An 18,181-nucleotide genomic window follows, 5' to 3' on the forward strand; every position below is an offset into this window, starting at 1 on the left:
AGAAGCTGTGTGCCCCGGCGGGGAGACCGGGGTGGCACATCGAACGGGGGCGGTCGGCGCGCATGGGACCACGACGGGTACGTACGGGACCTCAACGGGCCGGTGTCCTACGGGCGTTGACCCGCGCCGCCCTGCCCACGCTGCTGCTCGCACTGTCCGCGCTGCTCACACCGCCGGCGCTGCTCGCCCTGTCCGTCACCAGCGCCGCCGCCGCGCCGGTAACCGGTCCGGTGCCACTCGGCACCGAATGGCCGCTGGACGCACAGCACTTCGACGCCGTGAAGGTCTGGCGGCTCAGCCGTGGAGCCGGTGTCACCGTGGCGGTGGTCGACAGCGGCGTCAGCGCCCGTCACCCCGACCTCGCGGGCCGGGTCCTGCCCGGTACGGACATCACCCACCAGGCGGCCGACGGCCGGATCGACATCGCCGCCGACTCGCACGGCACCTCGGTCGCCGGAGTCGTCGCGGCGACCGGCACCGCCCCCCACGGCATGGTCGGGCTGGCCCCCGCATCGGTCATCCTGCCCGTCCGGATCAGCGGTGACGGCACCTCGGACCCCCTCGCCCTGGCCCAGGGCATCGTCTACGCCGCCCGGCACGGGGCCGGGGTCATCAACATCTCGATGACGACCCAGGTGGCCGACCCGCAACTCCGCGACGCCGTCGCCTACGCCGTCGCGCACGACATCGTCGTAGTGGCCGCCGCGGGCAACAACGGCCGGGCCGGGAACCAGATCACCTATCCGGCCGGGTTTCCCGGAGTTGTCGCCGTATCCGGCACGACCCGGGACGGCTCATTCTGGCCGCTCAGCGAATCAGGCTCCTACATTTCCGTGGCCGCTCCCGCCGACGGCATCTATTCCACGAAGAACAGCGGCGGCTACCTCACCGCCGACGGAACCAGCTATTCCGCTCCTTACGTTTCCGCCACCGCGGCACTGCTGCGCGCCGCGTTTCCCTCGGAGAGCGCGGGCCAGATCATCGCCCGGCTCATCGGCACCGCGGACCGGCCGCCGGGCGCGCCCGGCGCACACGGCCACGACGACCGCCTCGGCTACGGCCTCATCAACCCGCTGAAGGCCCTGCGGGCGTCGGCACCGCCCGCCCGGACCAACCCGCTCCTCACCGCCGGCCCCCCGGCGGCGAAGCCCGCCACCCGGAGCGGGGCCACGCCCTGGGCCGCCGGCGGTATCGCGGCCGGAACCGCCGCGGTCGCCACGGGAGGCTTCGCGGTGTTCCGGCGACGCCGCCGCTCCGCGTCCTGACATCGCACCGACCAGCTCCGTCACCGACCAGCTCCTTCACCAACCAGACCCGCCGCCCACCAGCCGCCACCGACCCGCAGCGAGGATCGCCATGCAGGTACCGACCATCGAAAGCCTCCTCGGCGGTGCCCGCAGACACCCGGCTCTCGCCGGTGGCGCCATCGCCGTCGCCGCCGCCCTCGCTGTGACGCTCACTGTGTTCCTGGTGACGGACAACGGAACGCCCCGCCCCCGGGCCGACAACGTCTCGCGCAACTTCCGAGCCTGCCTGCTCGTCTCACCCGCCGGCGCGACCGACGCCCAACTCTCCCGGAGCACCTGGCAGGGCATGCAGGAGGCGGCCGGGACCGGCCACGTCAACGCCCAGCGGTTTCCGACGCCCACCATCGACGCCAAGGCGGCGCTCCCGTACATCAACGGCGCCGTGCAGCAGCGCTGCGGGGTGATCATCGCCGTCGGCAGCGGCATGAAGCCCGCCACCGAGGCCGCGGCCGCCGCCAATCCGCACCAGCGGTTCGCCCTCGTGGGCGCCGCCTCGAGCCACCCCGGCATCGCGTCCATCACGGCGTCCGACAACTCGAAGGACCTGCCGTCGAAGGTCAAGGCCCTCATCACCGCGGACATCACCGCGTAGCGCGGTCGTCACCGGGGCTGACCGGGATCGCGCCTTCGGCCGCGCTCGCCACCGGTCGGTGCGGGTCGGGGCCCGCCGGTCGGTCCTGGCGCTGGGCGGCGACAGCGTGTCGGGCGGCGTCCGTGCGACGGTGTCCGGCGCGGAGCCGGGTGATCAGGGGACGCCGAGCAGGACCTCGAGGTGGCGACCGGCCGCGCCGAGGGCCCGGCCTCAGGGCTACCAGCCCCCGCACCCGTCGCTGCCGGTCGCGGTGGCCGCCGTCGCACTCGCTCGGTCGGCTGCTCGGCGAGCCCGCTGCTCCAGGAACGCCTGGTGTCGCTGACGCCCGAGGAGCTGAGCGGGCAGGCTCTCGGGCCGAACTCCTCTCGGCCTGCTCACCATGCAGGGCATCGCCGCCCCTTCGCCGTGACACCCGGCGCCTGGTGTGCCTTTTCGTGTACGCGTCGGGCTGCTGACCCAGGGGCGCGGCACCCGGCCTGCGAGGCGGCAAACCCCAATGGGGGCGCTTGACTACCGGGCGGCCGGGGCGTTCGGCAGGTCCTCCGGGAGGAGCATGCGGAGGTCGTCCAGGCCCGGGGCCTGGAGGGCGCCTATGCGGCCCGCCTGGCGGGTCATCATCGTTTCCAGGATCTGGCGGGCCGTGCGGGCGTTGCCGAAGGAGCGGTCTCGGGGTAGGGCGTCCACGTAGGTGCGGAGTTCAGTGAGGGCTTCGGGGGTGCAGTCGTAGCCGTAGCCGGTGGCCGTGCGGGCGAGGATGTCGAGGAGTTCGTCGGTGGTGTAGTTCTCGAACTCCACGGTCCTGGAGAAGCGGGAGGCCAGGCCCGGGTTCGAGGCCAGGAAGCGGGTCATCTCGTGGGTGTAGCCCGCGGCGATGACGACGACCTCGTCCCGGTGGTCCTCCATCAGCTTCAGCAGGGTGTCGACGGCTTCGCGGCCGAAGTCGGAGGTGGCGCCCTCCGGCGTGAGGGTGTACGCCTCGTCGATGAACAGCACACCGCCCAGCGCCTGTTCGAACGCGTCCTTGGTGAGCTGCGCCGTGTGGCCCACGTACCGGCCCACCAGGTCGGCCCGGGCCACCTCGACCAGCTGGCCCTTGGGCAGGACGCCGAGGGAGCGCAGCAGGTCGGCGTAGAGGCGGGCGACGGTGGTCTTGCCGGTGCCGGGTGGCCCGGAGAAGATCAGGTGCTGGCTGATCTTGGGGGTCGGCAGGCCGGCGGCCTGGCGTTGGCGGGTTGCCGTGAGCAGGTTGACCAGGGCTGTGACCTCGTTCTTGACCGCGCTCAGGCCCACCATGGCGTGCAGTTCGGCGAGGAGATCCTCCGCGGCCGGGCCGCCTTCGGAAGCGGCTGCCGAGGTGTCGGCCACGTCCTCCGGCAGGAGCAGGGTCAGATCGCTCTCGGCCGGGTTCGGCATCGCGCTGAGACGGTGTGCCTGGCGGTCGATCATCTCCTCGAACACCTTGCGGGCGGCGCGGCCGTTGCCGAACGTGGCGTCGCGCGGCATCCGTTCGTAGTGCCGGGCGAGGGCGTCCAGGGTGCTGGGGTCCAGCTCGTAGCGGTGGCCCGCGCACATGTTCTCGGTGATGGTCACCAGCTCGGGGACCGAGTAGTTGGCGAACTCCACGGTCCGGGTGAAGCGGGAGGCGAGCCCCGGGTTGGAGGAGAGGAAGGCGCCCATCTCGTCCGTGTAGCCGGCGGCGATGACGACGACCTCGTCCCGGTGGTCCTCCATCAGTTTCAGCAGGGTGTCGATCGCCTCCCGCCCGAAGTCGGCGCCGGAGCCCTTGCTGTCGGACATAAGGGTGTACGCCTCGTCGACGAACAGCACACCGCCGAGGGCGTCGTTGAACGCCTCCATGGTCTTGATCGCCGTACCGCCGATGACCTGGGCGACGAGGTCGGCGCGGGAGACCTCGACCAGGTGTCCGGAGCGCAGGACGCCCAGTTCCGCGAGGATGCCGCCGTAGAGGCGGGCCACGGTGGTCTTGCCGGTGCCGGGCGGGCCCGAGAAGACGAGGTGGCGGCTCATCGGCGGTACGGGCATGCCGAGTTGGGCGCGGCGCTGGGAGAGCTGGTTGAGGTTGACGAGGGTCCGCACCTGGTGCTTCACGTCGGCGAGGCCGACCAGGGATTCGAGTTCCGCCAGGGGGCCTTGGGGGGAGGTGTTTCCGTTCTCGCCGGCCGTCGAGGGTGCTGCGGCATCCGGGGGAAGGGTGTCGCCCCAGGCGTCCTGGGCCGCGTTGCCCGCGCTGCTCAGGTCCTCGACGGTGAGCCGTTCGCTCGCGCGGGACTGCTTGAGGCCGGCGCCTCGGTTGTCGCGTACGGTGCAGCCGGTCACGGTGACCGGCTCGGAGCTGTCGACGCGGATGCCGTCGCCGACGCTGCCGGTGATCTGGCAGGCGGTGAGGGCGGCCCGGGCGCCGTTCGACACCAGTACGCCGTGTGCGCCGCAGTCCGTGACGTGGGTGCGCAGGACGCTCAGTTCGCCGCCGTTCTCGATGGCGAGGCCGGACGCACGGCCGGACTGCACCGAGCAGTCCCGGAGGGTGCCCATGCCCTCCGCGCCGACGGACACGCCGGCCTCGGCGGCTTCGCGCATGACCGTGTCGCGTACCTCCGGCCTGCCGCCCCCGGCGATCCGGAGGGCGGCGCCGCCCGCCCGGTCGATCTCGCAGTGTTCGAGGCGCCCGCGTCCGTCCTCGATGATCTCGATGCCGTGGCCGCCGGGGTCGCTGATCCGGGCGCGGAGCACCAGCGGGTTGGCGCCGGCCCGGATCCGGATGCCGACGGCGGTCGCGTCCGAGACCACCAGGCCGTCGAACTCCGGGGAGGACTCGTCCTCGAGGAGTACGGCGCAGTTCTTGTCGGCGCAGTCGCGCACGGCGGTACCGGTGAGGGTGGGCGCGCTGGAGCCGATCACGCGGATGGCGGGGCCGGCGGCCTGGTCGAACTCGCAGTCCCGGAAGGTGCCCCGGGAGCGTTCGGTGACGGCGAGCCCGCTGCCCTTGGTCCGTGCGGTGCGGCAGCTCACCAGTTCGGGGTCGGCGCTGTCGGCGAGCATGATGCCGGGGCCGGAGGTGTCGAGAACGGTGACCTGTTCGAGCACCGGGCGGGAACTGCTGGTGATGTAGACGCCGACCGATGTGTCGTGCACGGTGGTGCGGACGATCCGGGTGCCGCTGCTGCCCTCCAGGGCGATGGCGGGCTTGTCGGTGGCGGAGATGTCGCAGTCCTCGACCAGTCCCTGCGCGGTCCCGCTGGCCAGTACGCCGTTGGCGCGGGCGTCCCGCAGCCGGCAGTCCCTTACAGTCGTCCGGGCGTCCTCGCCGATGACGACGGAGGACGTGCCGGTGTTCTCGACGAGGCAGCCCTCGATGACGCTGCCGGTGGACGCGGCGTCCACGACTCCGGCGCCCTTCGGGTTGCTGACCCGGCAGTCGCGCATGGCCAGGGAGCCGGATTCGCGGGCCAGTACGGCGGTCCAGCCCGAGCCGACGATCACGCAGCCGTCCATGGCGGCCTGGCCGCGCGGCGCGTCGACCACCGGGAGGTCCTCGCTGCCGCCGCGCAGGGTGAGGTCGGTGAGCATCACGGCGTCGGCGACCAGGACGACCGCGGAGCCGCGGCGCGGGCAGATCTCGACGCTGCCCGGGTCGCCGTCGGCGACGATCGTGACGCGGGTGCGGACGGTGAGGTTCTCGGCGTAGCGGCCGGGCTGGACCCGGATCACCGCTCCGGTGCGTGCCTTCTCCAGGGCCTCACCGATCGTCCGGAAGCTGTCCGGCCGGAAGCTGTCCGGTTGGTCCGGGCTGACCCTGAGCAACTGCCGTGACACGCGTCGATCCTCCTCGTTGTGGTGCGGCCCGCCGAGCGGTTCCCTTCCGGGATGTTCGTTTCGTACGGGCGTGCGCACGCGGTGAAGGCTACGGGACCGGGGGCGCCATCTTCCAGGAGAGGCAGGGGAGTTCGCGTGCCGACGTGTTCCGACCCCGTGCGTTTCGCTCTCGTCCGCGGCGCCTAGGATCGCGGGATGCGTGCTGCTCGTACTCTGCGCTCCCGGGGGGCGGCGGTTGTCGCACCCCTGCTCGCACCTCTGCTCGTGGCCCAGCTCGTGGCCCAGCTCGTGGTCCTGTCGGCCGCCGTTCCCGCGGCCGCCGACTCCGTGAAGCTGCCCGCCGTACGGTCCTCTCTGGCGGCCGACGAGCCCTGTACGCCGGCCTCCGCCGAGCACGCCAGTGGTCTGCCGTGGGCGCTGGCCGCGCTGGGGCACACCCGTTCCCTGACGCTCTCTCAGGGTGCCGGGGTCACCGTCGCCGTGGTGGACACCGGGGTGAGCACGGCCGTCTCCGGGCTGTCCGGGCGGGTCACCGCGCTCGCGGGTGCGGGGGTGGACTGTGTGGGGCACGGGACGTTCGCCGCCGGTCTGATCGCCGGGGCCGGGGAAGCGGGGGGAGGGCCTGCCGGACTCGCGCCGCAGGCCCGGATCCTGGCCGTTCGGGGCACGGACGAGCGCGGGAACGGTTCGGTGGCGCGGGTCGCCGACGGCATACGGGCTGCCGCCGACGCGGGCGTCTCCGTGATCTACGTCTCGGTGGCGCTCGCTTCCGGCAAGGAGCAGCTGACGGAGGCGGTCGAGTACGCGAGCCGCAAGGACGCCCTTGTTGTCGCGCCGCTCGCCCCGGACGCCCTGCCGAAGGACCGGGCGACCGGGGAGTTGGTGCGGCCGCAGCCCTGGTACTGGCCTGCTGCGGTGCCCGGAGTGCTGGCCGTGAGCGACTACGGCCCTGACGGGGGCCGTCCTGACAACGCGCCGGTGGTTGCTGGTGCCGATCTTGCCGCGCCCGGGGATTCCGTGGTCGGGCTCGGGGCCCGGGGGACGGGGGACTTCATCGGGTCCGGTGCCTCGCTCGCGGCGGCGCACGTCGCGGGGGCGGCGGCGTTGGTGCGGGCGCGGCATCCGGAGATGTCGGCGGTGGAGGTGTCCCGGCAGTTGACCGAGGCCGCGTATCCGGCTGCGCCGCCTCGGCTGGATCCGTACGCGGCGCTTACCGCTGTGCTGGCGGAGGGGCCGGGGGCCGCACCCCGGGCCGCGAAGGCCGTGGTTCCGGCTGCGGTGTCGGCGGAGCCTCGGGAGCGGGCGTTGGTTGTGGCGGGGGTGGGGGCGGGGGTGTTGTTGCTGGTCGCCGGGCTTGCGGTGGTGGTTCCTCGGGGGCGGGCGCGGGGGTGGCGGCCTGCGGGGTGAGGTTTTCGCCCCCGCCGCCCCTACCCGTCCCATCCTGTCCCTGGGGGCTGCGCCCCCAGACCCCCCTACGGCCCTGAACGGGCCTTGTCCTCAAACGCCGGACGGGCTGGAGATGCGGGCCGGCGCTGAAAAGGTGCGCCGGATGGGCTGGGGGTGCGGCCGACGCTGAAGGGGCACTGCCCGGCCCGGAAAAGGTCCCGCCCAGCCCGGAAGGTCCCGCCCTGGACAGGCGTCGCCCGGCCCGGAAAGTTGCCGCACAGCCCGGAGAGGTACCGCCCGGCCCGGAAAGGTACCGCCCAGCCCGGAAAGTTGCCGCACAGCCCGCAGAGGCACCGCCCAGCCCGGAAGGTCCCGCCCTGGACAGGCGTCGCCCGGCCCGGAGAGGTACCGCCCAGCCCGGAAAGTTGCCGCACAGCCCGGAGAGGCACCGCCCGGCCCGCAGAGATGCCGCCCAGCCCGGAAAGTTGCCGCACAGCCCGGAGAGGCACCGCCCAGTCCGGAGAGGTGCCGCCCGGCCCGAGACGGGCCCGGGGATGTGCCCCCTCCACTCCACTTCACTCCCCCACGTCCTCCAGCACCGAAGTCTGCACCTGAGTCGTCTTCCGCCGCGTTATCAGGGTCCCCCTGCCCGGCGGGAGGTTTCGGCCCTTCAGGGAGCCGATGATGAAGCCCTCCGACGGGGGGCAGGACAGGAGCAGGGTCGGGGTGTTGACCTCCAGTAGGCGGCGGAGCAGGGCCTCGCCCACTCCTCTGCCCGCGCCCGCTGCCGAGCGGGAGACGATCACGTGGACGCCCACCTCCCAGCCGAGGGCCAGGTGGGACAGGAGCGGTTCGAAGGGGGCGTTCATCGGGCCCGTGCCGACCATGTCGTAGTCGTCTACCAGGATGAACAGGCGGGGGCCGTTCCACCAGTCGGCCTTGCGCATCCGGGACGGGGTGATGTCGGGGCCGGGCAGTCGGGACGTGACCGCGCGGGCCGCGCCCGAGACCAGGTCCTTCAGGGCGTCGATGGAGACCGCGTGGCCGAGGCGGTACTCGTCGGGGACCGCCTCGACCAGTTCGCGCCGGTAGTCGACGACCATGATGCGGGCCTCGGCCGGCGAGTAGCGGTCCATGATGGCCTGCGCCGCCACCCGCAGCAGGTTGGTCTTGCCGCTCTCCGTGTCGCCGACGACGATCATGTGCGGGGTCTCGGTGAAGTCGTGCCAGACCGTGGAGAGTTCCTGCTCCTCCAGGCCGATCGGCATCCGGAAGCCGCCCGCCGGCGCCTCGGGGGCGGGGAGGGCCGAGACCGGGAGTTTGGCGGGGAGCATGCGGACGGCGGGGGCGGCCGGGCCGGGCCAGCTCTCCCTGACCGCTGCTACGAGTTCGGCTACGCCGTCCGTCAGGTCCTCCGCCGATTCCACGCCGTCTATTCGGGGGAGGGCCGTGAGGTAGTGGAGCTTCGTGTCGCGGGTCAGGCCTCGGCCGGGCATGCGGGGCACTGTCTTGGCGCGCCGCATGTCGATCTCGGAGTCCATCGGGTCGCCCATCCTGAGTTCCAGGTGGGTGGCCGCCTGGTCGCGGATGGCCGAGGTCAGTTCGACCCAGCGGGCGGTGGTGACGATCAGGTGGATGCCGTAGTTGAGGCCGCGTGCGGCGATCGAGCCGAACGTCTGGATGTAGCGGTCGAAGTCCTGGCGGACCGTGGACCAGCCGTCGATGACGAGGAACACGTCGCCGTGCTGTTCGTCGGGGAACTCCCCTGCGGCCCGGCGGCGCCGGAACGTCGCCATGGAGTCGATGCCCTCGTCGAGGAAGAAGCGTTCCCTGGCCGCCAGGAGGGAGGTGACCTCGGCGACTGTCCGGCTGACCCGTTCGGTGTCCAGGCGGGCCGCGACGCCGCTCATGTGGGGCAGTCCGGCGAGGCCGGCGAGAGTGCCGCCGCCGAAGTCCAGGCAGTAGAACTGCACTTCGCGGGGGGTGTGGGTGAGGGCGAGCGAGGTGAGGAGGGTGCGGACCATCGTGGACTTGCCGCTCTGCGGGCCGCCCGCGATGGCGATGTGGCCGCCCGCGCCGGAGACGTCGATCGTGAGCAGGTCGCGTAGTTGGTCGAAGGGGCGGTCGACTATGCCGATGGGGATGGTGAGTTTGCCCCGGCCGGGCCAGCCGACGGCGGTGAGGCCCAGTTCGGGGTCCGGGGTGAGCGGCGGGAGCACCTGGTCGAGGGTGGCCGGCAGATCCAGCGGGGGGAGCCACACCTGGTGGGCCGGGGGGCCCGCGTCGCGCAGTCGGTCCACGGCTACGGAGAGCAGGGTGTCGCCTGTTTCCTCCCCCGTGCCCGTGCCGGTCTCCGGGTCCGGGGTCGGGGCGGGCAGTTGGCGGGGGACCACGTAGCTGGTGGTCCACGGCACGGTCTGGCTGGCCACCCGTACCTGGTGGGCGCCGCCGCCCCGCTTCTCGTACGGGCCGGAGACGTACGCGGCGCGGAAGCGGGTCAGCTCCTCCACGCCGGACTTGAGGAAGCCGCTGCCGGGCTGCGGCGGCAGCTGGTAGGCGTCGGGCACGCCGAGCACGCCGCGGCTCTCCATCGCGGAGAAGGTCCGCAGACCGACCCGGTACGACAGATGGCTCTCCAGCGCGTGCATCCGGCCCTCGTCGAGGCGCTGCGAGGCCAGGAGAAGGTGGACGCCGAGGGAGCGGCCGAGGCGGCCGATCATCACGAACAGTTCCATGAACTCGCGGTGGGCGGCGAGCAGTTCGCTGAACTCGTCGACGACCACGAACAGGCTGGGCAGCGGCTGCAGCGGGACTCCGGAGGCGCGCGCCTTCTCGTAGTCGAGCGCGGAGGTGTAGTTGCCCGCGGCCCGCAGGAGTTCCTGACGGCGCATCAACTCGCCGTGCAGGGCGTCCTGCATACGGGAGACGAGCGCGGCCTCACCGGCGAGGTTGGTGATCACGGCGGAAGTGTGCGGGAGTTCGTCGAGGCCGAGGAAGGTGGCGCCGCCCTTGAAGTCGACGAGGACGAAGTTCAGGGTCTCCGAGGAGTTGGTGAGGGCGAGGGACAGGACGAGGGTGCGCAGCAGTTCGCTCTTGCCGGAGCCGGTGGCGCCGATGAGCATGCCGTGCGGTCCGGTGCCGCCCTGCGCGGACTCCTTGATGTCGAGTTCCACGGGCTGGCCGTCGACGCCGACGGCGATGGGCACGCGCAGCCGGGCGGCTCCGGTGTGCTGCTGCCACAGCTTGGCGGGGTCGTGGCGGTGCAGGTCGGGGATGCCCAGCAGGTTCGTCAGTTCGAGGTTCGTGGAGAGGGGTTCGGCGGCGTCCGCGCCGGTGCCCAGGCCCATGCGGTAGGGGGCGATCCGGCGGGCCAGGCCCGTCGCGCCGACCACGCCGAGGGTGTCGGGGCGGCCCAGGACGGTGGTCTGTTCCTTGCGGTCCCGGTCGGTGCGGACCAGCCCGAAGGTGTCCTTGGTCACGTCGAAGCGGAGCGTGACCCGGCCGGGCCGCCAGGTGAGCGCGCCGGACAGGTCCAGTACGACGGTGTTGCGGAAGCCGGGCCCCTCCAGCCGGTGGCCGGTGGGCACGGTGACGCCGTCCACGACGATCACGGTGAACGGCTCCTCCCGGCCGGGTACGGCGTCCGGGTCGAACTGGGGGCGCTCCTCGAACTCCGCGCCGAGCGAGTCCATCAGCTCGCCGAACGCGGAGAACGTCATCCGGGTGGGGCCGGCGCCGTCCGTCTCGTGCGGATGCAGGGCGTGCGGGAGCCACTTGGTCCACTCCCAGTCCGCGCGCCGCTCGTCGGACACGCACAGGGCGATCCACAGGTCGTCCGGCGAGTGGAAGGTGGCCAGTTGGGCGAGGACGGCGCGGGCCACACCGCGGATGCGGTCCTCGTCGCCCCGGAACAGCACCCGGGCCCAGGCCCGCAGATAGATCGCGATGGGCTGCTCGGGCACGGTCGCGTAGGCGCGGATGAAGCTGCGCAGGGCGTGCGCGGCGAGCGGTTCCAGGTCCTCGACGGGGCTGGTGGACGTCGGGGTGAGTTTGAGGCCGAGTTTCTGTTCGCCGACCGCGACCCGTACCTCGCCGAAGTCCTCGTCCCGGGGGCGGCGTTCCCACAGCCGGGTGGTGCCCACCATCGACGAGAGGGCGGCGGGTTCGGGGTGCCGCCAGGCCAGGGCGCGCTGCTGGTCGACGACGGCGCCGCGTACCTTGCGGCGGATCTGGCCGAGGTAGCGCAGGTAGTCGCGCCGTTCGCCCTTGAGGCGCTGCTTGCGTTCGCTGCTGCGGCGCATCGCCTGGCCGACGATCATCGCCGCGGACGCGACGACCATGACACCGAGGGCGAGATAGATGAATCCGCCGCTGCCCCGGGTCATTCCGGGCCGCATGAACATGAACATCATGGACACGGACATCATCGCCATGGGGAGGTACGTCCACACGGCGGATGAGTCGGGCACGACCTCGGGGAGCGCGGGCGGCTCCTGGAGGTTCAGCTCCCCGTCGGGCATCTCCGGGCCTCGGCGCCGGGCCGGGCGACGGAACAGGACCACACTCAAGGAGCTTCTCCTTACGAGGACTTGTGGGGCGCCGCCGAAGGCCGGACGGCGGATGGTCTGTACCGGCCGTTGTCCCGGTGGCGGCTGAAGCCCGCGATACATCTGATACTACGATCGTCATGTCGAACGCCAACGACCGGTCCTCCGCCGTGAGTTCGAATCCCGTCAGAGAGAACCGGAGAGAACCGGTCCGGCGCGACGTTCGGTGGAGCGTCGTCCGGCGTTTCCCCCCACCAGGACACGGAAAGCACCTTCGAAGAAGCGTGAGCAAGACCGATGACTGACACTCAGATGGCGGAGCTGTGCCGGCTGACGGTACGAGCCCCGGCCAAGACCATGGATCTGGCCGTACCCGCCGACGTGCCCGTCGCGGACCTGCTGCCCGCGGTCCTCGGCTACGGCGGCGACGATCTCGAGGAAGCCGGGATCGACCACGGCGGCTGGGTGCTCCAGCGGCTCGGCGGCGAGCCGCTGGACGAGGAACGCACCCTGGAGTCGTACGGCCTCAGGGACGGCGAGACGCTCTTCCTGCGCCCCCGCACCGAGGCGCTGCCCGAGGTGCACCTGGACGACCTGGTGGACGGCATCGCCACCACCATGCAGGAACGCCCGTACGGCTGGAGCCCCCGGGTGAGCCGGTGGCTGCTGCTCGGGGTCGCCCTCGCCGTCCTCGCGGCCGGTCTGCTGCTGGTCGCACTGCCGGGCGGCTCGGCGGCACCCCGCGCGGTGTTCGCCATGGCGGCCGGGCTGCTGCTGCTCGCGGGCGCCGGCGCGGCGAGCCGGGCGGTCGGGGACGCGGGCGCCGGAGCCGCGCTGGGCCTCATGGTCGGGCCGTATCTGGCGCTGGCCGGCTGGCTGTTGCCGGGCGGGGCGCTCGCGGGCCCGGAGCTGTACGAGGTGCTGGGCTCGCGGCTGCTCGCGTCGACCGCGGCCGGGGCGGGCGGCGCGGTGCTCGCGTTGGCGGTCGTGGCCTCGTACGCGGCGCTGTTCCTCGGTCTCACGGTCGTCTGTGTGTTCGGGGCGCTGGCGGCGGTGCTGATGCTCGTGGCGGATCTGCCGCCGGTGCATGTCGCCGGGGTCCTCGCGGTCGCGGCCGTGGTCCTCGGGGCCTTCGTGCCGTCGTTGTCGTTCCGGATGTCGGGGATGCGGATGCCGCCGCTGCCCACCAACGCCCAGCAGTTGCAGGAGGGCATCGAACCGCACCCCACCGCCACGGTGGCCTCGCGTGCCGTGCTCGCCGACGGCTGGATGACCTCGCTGTACGGGGCGGTGGGCGTGGTCGCCCTGGCCTGTCTGGCGGTGCTGGCCAGGGAGGACGACCTGCCCGAGACGATCATGGCGGTGGTGCTGTCCCTGCTGCTTCTGCTGCACGCGCGGGGCCTGGGCAACGTCTGGCAGCGGCTGTCGCTGGTGATTCCCGGTGTGGCCGGTCTGCTGGCGCTGGTCGTCGTGGCCGTACCGCAGTCCGCGCCGGGGACCCGGCTGGTGAGCGCGGCGGGGCTGCTGGCGGCCACGGCGGGGCTCGCCATCGCCTCGTGGACCGTGCCCGGGCGGCGGCTCGTGCCGTACTGGGGGCGGATCGGCGAGGTGCTCCACTCGGCCCTGGCGATCGGCCTGCTGCCGCTCGGCCTGTGGGTGCTCGGCGTGTACGGCGCACTGCGGTCCATGAACGGCTGAGAACGGCTGAGAACGGCTGAGATCGGCTGACGGGCCTTCAGCGGCCCCGGCGGTCTCAGCGGCGGTCTCAGCGGCGGTCTCAGCGGCGGGGTCCGGCGGACCAGCTTCGGCGGCCGACGCCGGGCCGACGATCCATCACCGGCCGTGCACGGCCGAACGAAAGGGAACCAAGGCTGTCATGCAGTCCAGACGCGATCAGGTCCAGGCGCACATGTTCGTCATGGGGCGGCTGACCTCGAGCATGCTGCGGGCGGACCCGGACGCCCCGGAGAGCCCGCAGGGCCGGACCAACCGGGGAGTGGTCATCGGGGTGCTGCTCGCCGTGCTGATCTCGGCCGGGGCGTTCGTCCTCGGGCTGCTGAAGCCGGGCACCAAGGACTCCTGGCAGGCGAGCGGGACCCTCGTGGTCAACAAGGACACCGGTTCCCGCTATCTCTACCTGGACGGCCGGCTGCGGCCGGTGCGCAACTACGCCTCGGCGCGGCTGCTGATGGGCGCCGACATGAAGGTGTCCATGGTCGGTTCCGCGTCGCTCGCCGACACCCCGCACGGGGCGCCGGTCGGCATCGTGGGCGCCCCCGACGCGCTGCCCGGCGGCGGCGACCTGGACACCGGCCCCTGGCAGGTGTGTTCGGGCACCGCCTCCGGTTCGACCGGCACCACCCTCGCGGTCGGCGCGCAGTCCACCGCGGCCGGCCTGCCCACCACGCGGGCACTGCTGGTGACCGGCCCGGACGAGGCCGACTACCTGGTGTGGCGGGGCAGCAAACTGCTCCTGGACGACGCGTCCAACGCGCGCGAGGCCCTCGGCTACGGCTCCACTCCGCGTACGGAGGTGTCGGCGGCGTTCCTCAACTCCCTGCCGTCCGGCCCGGATCTGGCGCCGCCGCAGGTGGCGGACAAGGGCGCGGCGGGACCGTCGCTGGGCGGTCGCGGCACCCGGATCGGCGAGGTGTTCCGGGTCACCGTGCCGGGCGCGGCCGAGCGGTACTACCTGCTGGAGCGCGACGGACTGACCCCGCTGACCGCCACCGGGGCCGCGCTGGCGCTCGGTGACCCGGAGACCCGCAAGAAGGTGTACGCGGGTGGCGCGGCGCAGGTCGCGGTGCTGGGCGCGGATGCCCTGAACGGCCGACTGGCGCCGGGCTCGGGCGAGTCGGCCCAGGACCCGGACCTGCCTCCGGCGCCCCCGGAGGTGGTCGGCATCGACGCGGCCACGACCGCCTGTGTACGGATCACGGCCGGTGCGGAGGGCCCCCGGATCAGTGTGGCCCTCGAGACGGCGGCGGCACTGGGCCCGGCCGCGCAGGCGCCCCCGGAGGGGCTCACGCCGGCGTGTCTGCCGGTCGCCCGGATCACCGTGAAGCCAGGTGGGGGTGCGCTGGTGCGGGCCCTCGGGGCGGGCGGGAGCCAGGTCGGCGGCACGCTCTACCTGGTGACGGACACCGGGATGAAGTACCGGGTAGGGACGGCGAAGGCGCTGGCCGCGCTCGGTTACACGGAGGGCCAGGCACGCGGACTGCCCTCGCCGCTGCTGGCGATGCTGCCGACGGGCCCGGATCTCAGCCCGGAGGCCGCGGTGGTGGGCGAGAGCGGGACGACGGCGCCACGCTGCGGGACTGCCCGAATCGACCGACCGGAAGGGCAAAGGTGATGTCCGTCATTGTTCGATCAACTGACCCACACCTAGGCTCACTTGGACCACTCGAATCCCAGGAGACACAAATCCATGGCACCTACAGGTAAGCAGCAGTCACAGGCGGATGCGACACGCAACGGTGTCACCGCGCTGGAGCAGGCCTTCGCGGGTGTTCAGCGATGCCGCCAGGACGTCGAGAACATGAAGCACAACCTGTCCTCGGGCTACTCGGGCAGCGACGGCGGGGCGTTCCAGAAGCTCCTGGAGCGGTGGGACCAGCAGGCGGAGATCATCTCGAACAACCTGCAGAACATGATCGACACGCTGAACGACACGCTCAAGGCGCAGGGCCTGCAGCAGGGTTCGTCCAACCAGGCCATCCAGGAGGCGTACAGCCGCTCCGAGGCGATCTTCGAGGCCCTGCGCGGCTGAGCCGCTTCCCCGCCACGCTCCCCCACCACGTTCCCCACGACGTTCTTCCGCCCCTGACACGACCGCCTCGAGACAAGGACAGCCATGCCCGACTTCACCGACGGACTCATCTACGTCGACTACTCCCACATGAACAACGCCGCCGACGACATGGTCCAGCAGACCAAGGCGATCGACAGCATCCTCACCAACCTGGACGCGGAGCTCCAGCAGCTCAAGGAGACCTGGGAGGGCGAGGACAAGGACATGTACGGCAAGAAGCAGGAGGCGTGGAACGGCGCCGTCGGCGAGATGGAGCGGATTCTCGGCGAGAACGCGGCCCTGCTCACCGAGGTGTCCGACAGCTACCAGTACAGCGAGAAGTCGCTGACGCAGCTGTGGGAGACCGTCCGCATCGGCGGCGCCTGACCACCGAAGGGCGACGGCACGCCCGCCCCGGCGGCCGTCCGCGTGCGCATCCCGCGGACGGCCCACCCCTCGTACCCCTCATCGCGGGTCGGGAGCTGACGGACGCAGGAGCAGGAGGAGTACGGACATGGCGGAGAACACTCCCACGGTCAATCTGAACAAGGCGTGGTTGCAGAACTTCCTGGACAACGACGTCATCCCGTTCAGGGACGAGATCAGGAAGCTCGGCCTGGACGGCGTTTCCCCGGTGGACGGGGTGGACGTGCCGGCGGTGGTGGACCTCGTGGCGGCAGGCGGCAAGACGGCCGTCGGCTTCCGGGACGGGCAGGTGAAGCCGCTCGCGATCGGATCGATGGCGGCGGACGGCAAGGGCCGGACCAACGGCGGAAACATCGCGGGGAAACTGAACGAGCTGATCGAGCAGCTGACCTCGATCCTCGCCTTCCAGGGGGAGCTCTTCGACGAGATCGAGGACGACCTCAAGGAAACCCTCGAGAAGATGTTCAAGACCCAGGACGAGAGCCTGGACAAGATCGACGGCAAGAAATTCGTGAACTTCTTCGAGGACGTGGACAGCATCCTGTCCGAGGGCCCCGGTTCGAGCGACGAGAACAACGACTGACGTCCCCCTGAACGACTGACGTCCCCCCTGACGGAAAAGGCCCCCTGCCATGCCGCTCGACCCCAGCAAAGTCACCAACGAACTCACCGCCGCCAATGACGTGTGGGCCGAAGCCATCGGTTTTTTCACCGGCTACCCCATGCCGGCCAGGGACATCCTTTTCGACACGCTGGTCGGCAACGAGGGTATTCCACTGATGAAGGTGGAGATCTCGACCATGAACTCCGTGGACTATGTGGACACGGAGGACTACAGCTGGGTGGCCGAGAACGCCGGATACAAGATAAACAACACCGACTTCGTCATCCCGTTCTACTCCGCGAGCGGCGGGGAGGGGTCGGAGGTGACGTATCACAAGGCGCGGATCACGCTGCTCGGGGACCACACCGAGAAGGACGGCGAGCTGACCGGCGGTGTGATCGAGGGCGGGACGTTCTCCAGCCACATCGACGGCCATCTGGGGATGGACGGGAAGCCCACCTGGGACACCACCCCGCTGAACCAGTACAGCTACGGCTCCGGACGCGCCCTTGAGGCGCTGCTGTGGCGGCCCGAGGGCACACACGCCTTCAAGTGGGGCGGCAGGGTCGTCGACAACGCCAACTCCGTCACCCTGGCGAACTTCGACGTGGTGGCGGGGGCGTTCGACCGGGTCGCGAAGTTCTTCGTGGACCAGCAGAAGAAGGTCGAGGAGTGGCAGGGCAGGCTCGGCACCGAGGAGAACGACGCCTGGCGCGGTCAGGCGGCGGGTGTCTTCTGGGATCTCGTCGACAAGCTCAACAAGCAGTACTCCGACTACGCGGAGGACATGAGTCCGAACGGGTCCTACTACTCGAAGCAGGGCAACGAGATCCGGGACGCCAAGACGGCCCTCGAGAAGGCCGCCGGAGATCTGCAGCGGGAATGGGCGAGCTGGGAATGGGAAGACGGCAACCCCCTGGTGCATCTGCACAATATCCTGGCGGCGATCGTTGATTACACCTGGTACAACAACATAACGCAGATCACCTATGACGTCGAAGTGCTGGGTGACTCCGTCTACACGACCTATGAGGCCGAAAAAAACTTCAGCAATCAGGCCAAGCTCTACCCCGGGCACAATCTGCCGTCGGAGTGGGGTTCCTTGGATTTCGGCCCGCTGAAAGAACTGAGCACCTGGGAGAAAATCGGGAACCAGGCGATCATTTCCTGGCAGCAGTCCGTCGAGAACCGGCTGGGGAAAGCGGCGGTCCTGTCACTGAATTCACTGCGCGACGCCTGGAGCAACGCGAAATTCGATCTCGGCACGGTCAAGTCGCGTACCGGTGACACGCTGAAGGACGGATACACCGAGGACAAGTCCGAGATCGCCGAGGAGAAGGCGGACAAGGCGGCGGAAGACGCCGCCAGGGCCGCGGCGGACGCGGCGAAGAAGCAAGAAGAGTTCATGCAGTGGCAGAAGGAACAGGCGCTCAAGGCCGAGGAGGAGCGCAGGCGGGAGAAGGAGGAGGCCGAACGCAAGGAGAAGGAAGCGGAGGAAAAGGCCGACCGGATCCGCGCCGAGCAGGAGGCCAAGCAGGACGCGAAGGAGAAGGAAGCCGAAGCCAAGGCCGCCGAGGCAGAGGCAAAGGCCGACCGCATCCGCGCCGAGCAGGAGGCCAAGCAGGACGCGAAGGAGAAGGAAGCCGAAGCCAAGGCCGCCGAGGCAGAGGCAAAGGCCGACCGCATCCGCGCCGA

11 protein-coding genes are annotated in these 18,181 nt (G+C 71.2%); 9 read left to right on the plus strand and 2 right to left on the minus strand.

Annotated features, from left to right (window positions below; all coding sequences use genetic code 11):
- Positions 1 to 116 precede the first annotated feature (116 nt).
- A complete protein-coding gene (locus tag ABZ855_RS28340) occupies positions 117 to 1,265 on the plus strand; it encodes a S8 family serine peptidase (protein WP_360811512.1) in 1,149 nt (382 codons plus the stop codon).
- Positions 1,266 to 1,356: 91 nt separating this feature from the next.
- The gene (locus ABZ855_RS28345) at positions 1,357 to 1,899 is read left to right on the plus strand and encodes a hypothetical protein (RefSeq protein WP_360811514.1); all 543 of its coding nucleotides are present in this window, start codon (positions 1,357 to 1,359) and stop codon (positions 1,897 to 1,899) included.
- A 510-nt stretch (positions 1,900 to 2,409) separates the two neighbouring features.
- Here ABZ855_RS28345 and ABZ855_RS28350 read toward each other — a convergent pair.
- Entirely contained in the window at positions 2,410 to 5,733 is a 3,324-nt protein-coding gene (locus ABZ855_RS28350; RefSeq protein WP_360811515.1) for a right-handed parallel beta-helix repeat-containing protein, read from the minus strand.
- Between the two features lie 195 nt (positions 5,734 to 5,928).
- On the opposite strand from ABZ855_RS28350, the gene ABZ855_RS28355 reads away from it, so the two are divergent.
- Complete coding sequence (locus tag ABZ855_RS28355; RefSeq protein WP_360811517.1) at positions 5,929 to 7,140, plus strand: S8 family serine peptidase; 1,212 nt, start codon at positions 5,929 to 5,931, stop codon at positions 7,138 to 7,140.
- A 554-nt stretch (positions 7,141 to 7,694) separates the two neighbouring features.
- Here the strand turns inward: ABZ855_RS28355 and eccCa are convergent.
- The gene (gene eccCa, locus ABZ855_RS28360; RefSeq protein WP_360811576.1) at positions 7,695 to 11,681 is read right to left on the minus strand and encodes a type VII secretion protein EccCa; all 3,987 of its coding nucleotides are present in this window, start codon (positions 11,679 to 11,681) and stop codon (positions 7,695 to 7,697) included.
- A 282-nt stretch (positions 11,682 to 11,963) separates the two neighbouring features.
- Between eccCa and eccD the strand changes: the two genes are divergently transcribed.
- The 6 genes from eccD to ABZ855_RS28390 all read left to right on the plus strand — a co-directional run.
- Complete coding sequence (gene eccD, locus ABZ855_RS28365; protein ID WP_360811519.1) at positions 11,964 to 13,364, plus strand: type VII secretion integral membrane protein EccD; 1,401 nt, start codon at positions 11,964 to 11,966, stop codon at positions 13,362 to 13,364.
- A 178-nt stretch (positions 13,365 to 13,542) separates the two neighbouring features.
- Entirely contained in the window at positions 13,543 to 15,018 is a 1,476-nt protein-coding gene (gene eccB / locus ABZ855_RS28370) for a type VII secretion protein EccB (protein ID WP_360811521.1), read from the plus strand.
- Between the two features lie 75 nt (positions 15,019 to 15,093).
- A complete protein-coding gene (locus tag ABZ855_RS28375) occupies positions 15,094 to 15,435 on the plus strand; it encodes a WXG100 family type VII secretion target (protein ID WP_319204207.1) in 342 nt (113 codons plus the stop codon).
- 84 nt (positions 15,436 to 15,519) lie between these two features.
- Positions 15,520 to 15,843, plus strand: coding sequence for a WXG100 family type VII secretion target (locus tag ABZ855_RS28380; RefSeq protein ID WP_360811523.1), 324 nt, complete (start codon positions 15,520 to 15,522; stop codon positions 15,841 to 15,843).
- A gap of 127 nt (positions 15,844 to 15,970) precedes the next feature.
- A complete protein-coding gene (locus ABZ855_RS28385) occupies positions 15,971 to 16,465 on the plus strand; it encodes a type VII secretion system-associated protein (protein WP_360811525.1) in 495 nt (164 codons plus the stop codon).
- A 49-nt stretch (positions 16,466 to 16,514) separates the two neighbouring features.
- Positions 16,515 to 18,181: AAWKG family protein (locus tag ABZ855_RS28390; protein WP_360811527.1), on the plus strand; the 1,667-nt coding region annotated here is incomplete at its 3' end.

The sequence above is a fragment of the Streptomyces sp. NPDC047042 genome (assembly GCF_040644035.1).
GTDB lineage: Bacteria > Actinomycetota > Actinomycetes > Streptomycetales > Streptomycetaceae > Streptomyces.

What these genes read in the sequence shown, in the direction of transcription:
- ABZ855_RS28345 (WP_360811514.1), top strand. Translation starts at nt 1,357, where the DNA reads ATGCAGGTACCGACCATCGAAAGCCTCCTCGGCGGTGCCCGCAGACAC.
- ABZ855_RS28355 (WP_360811517.1), top strand. Translation starts at nt 5,929, where the DNA reads ATGCGTGCTGCTCGTACTCTGCGCTCCCGGGGGGCGGCGGTTGTCGCA.
- eccD (WP_360811519.1), top strand. Translation starts at nt 11,964, where the DNA reads ATGACTGACACTCAGATGGCGGAGCTGTGCCGGCTGACGGTACGAGCC.
- eccB (WP_360811521.1), top strand. Translation starts at nt 13,543, where the DNA reads ATGCAGTCCAGACGCGATCAGGTCCAGGCGCACATGTTCGTCATGGGG.
- ABZ855_RS28375 (WP_319204207.1), top strand. Translation starts at nt 15,094, where the DNA reads ATGGCACCTACAGGTAAGCAGCAGTCACAGGCGGATGCGACACGCAAC.
- ABZ855_RS28380 (WP_360811523.1), top strand. Translation starts at nt 15,520, where the DNA reads ATGCCCGACTTCACCGACGGACTCATCTACGTCGACTACTCCCACATG.
- ABZ855_RS28385 (WP_360811525.1), top strand. Translation starts at nt 15,971, where the DNA reads ATGGCGGAGAACACTCCCACGGTCAATCTGAACAAGGCGTGGTTGCAG.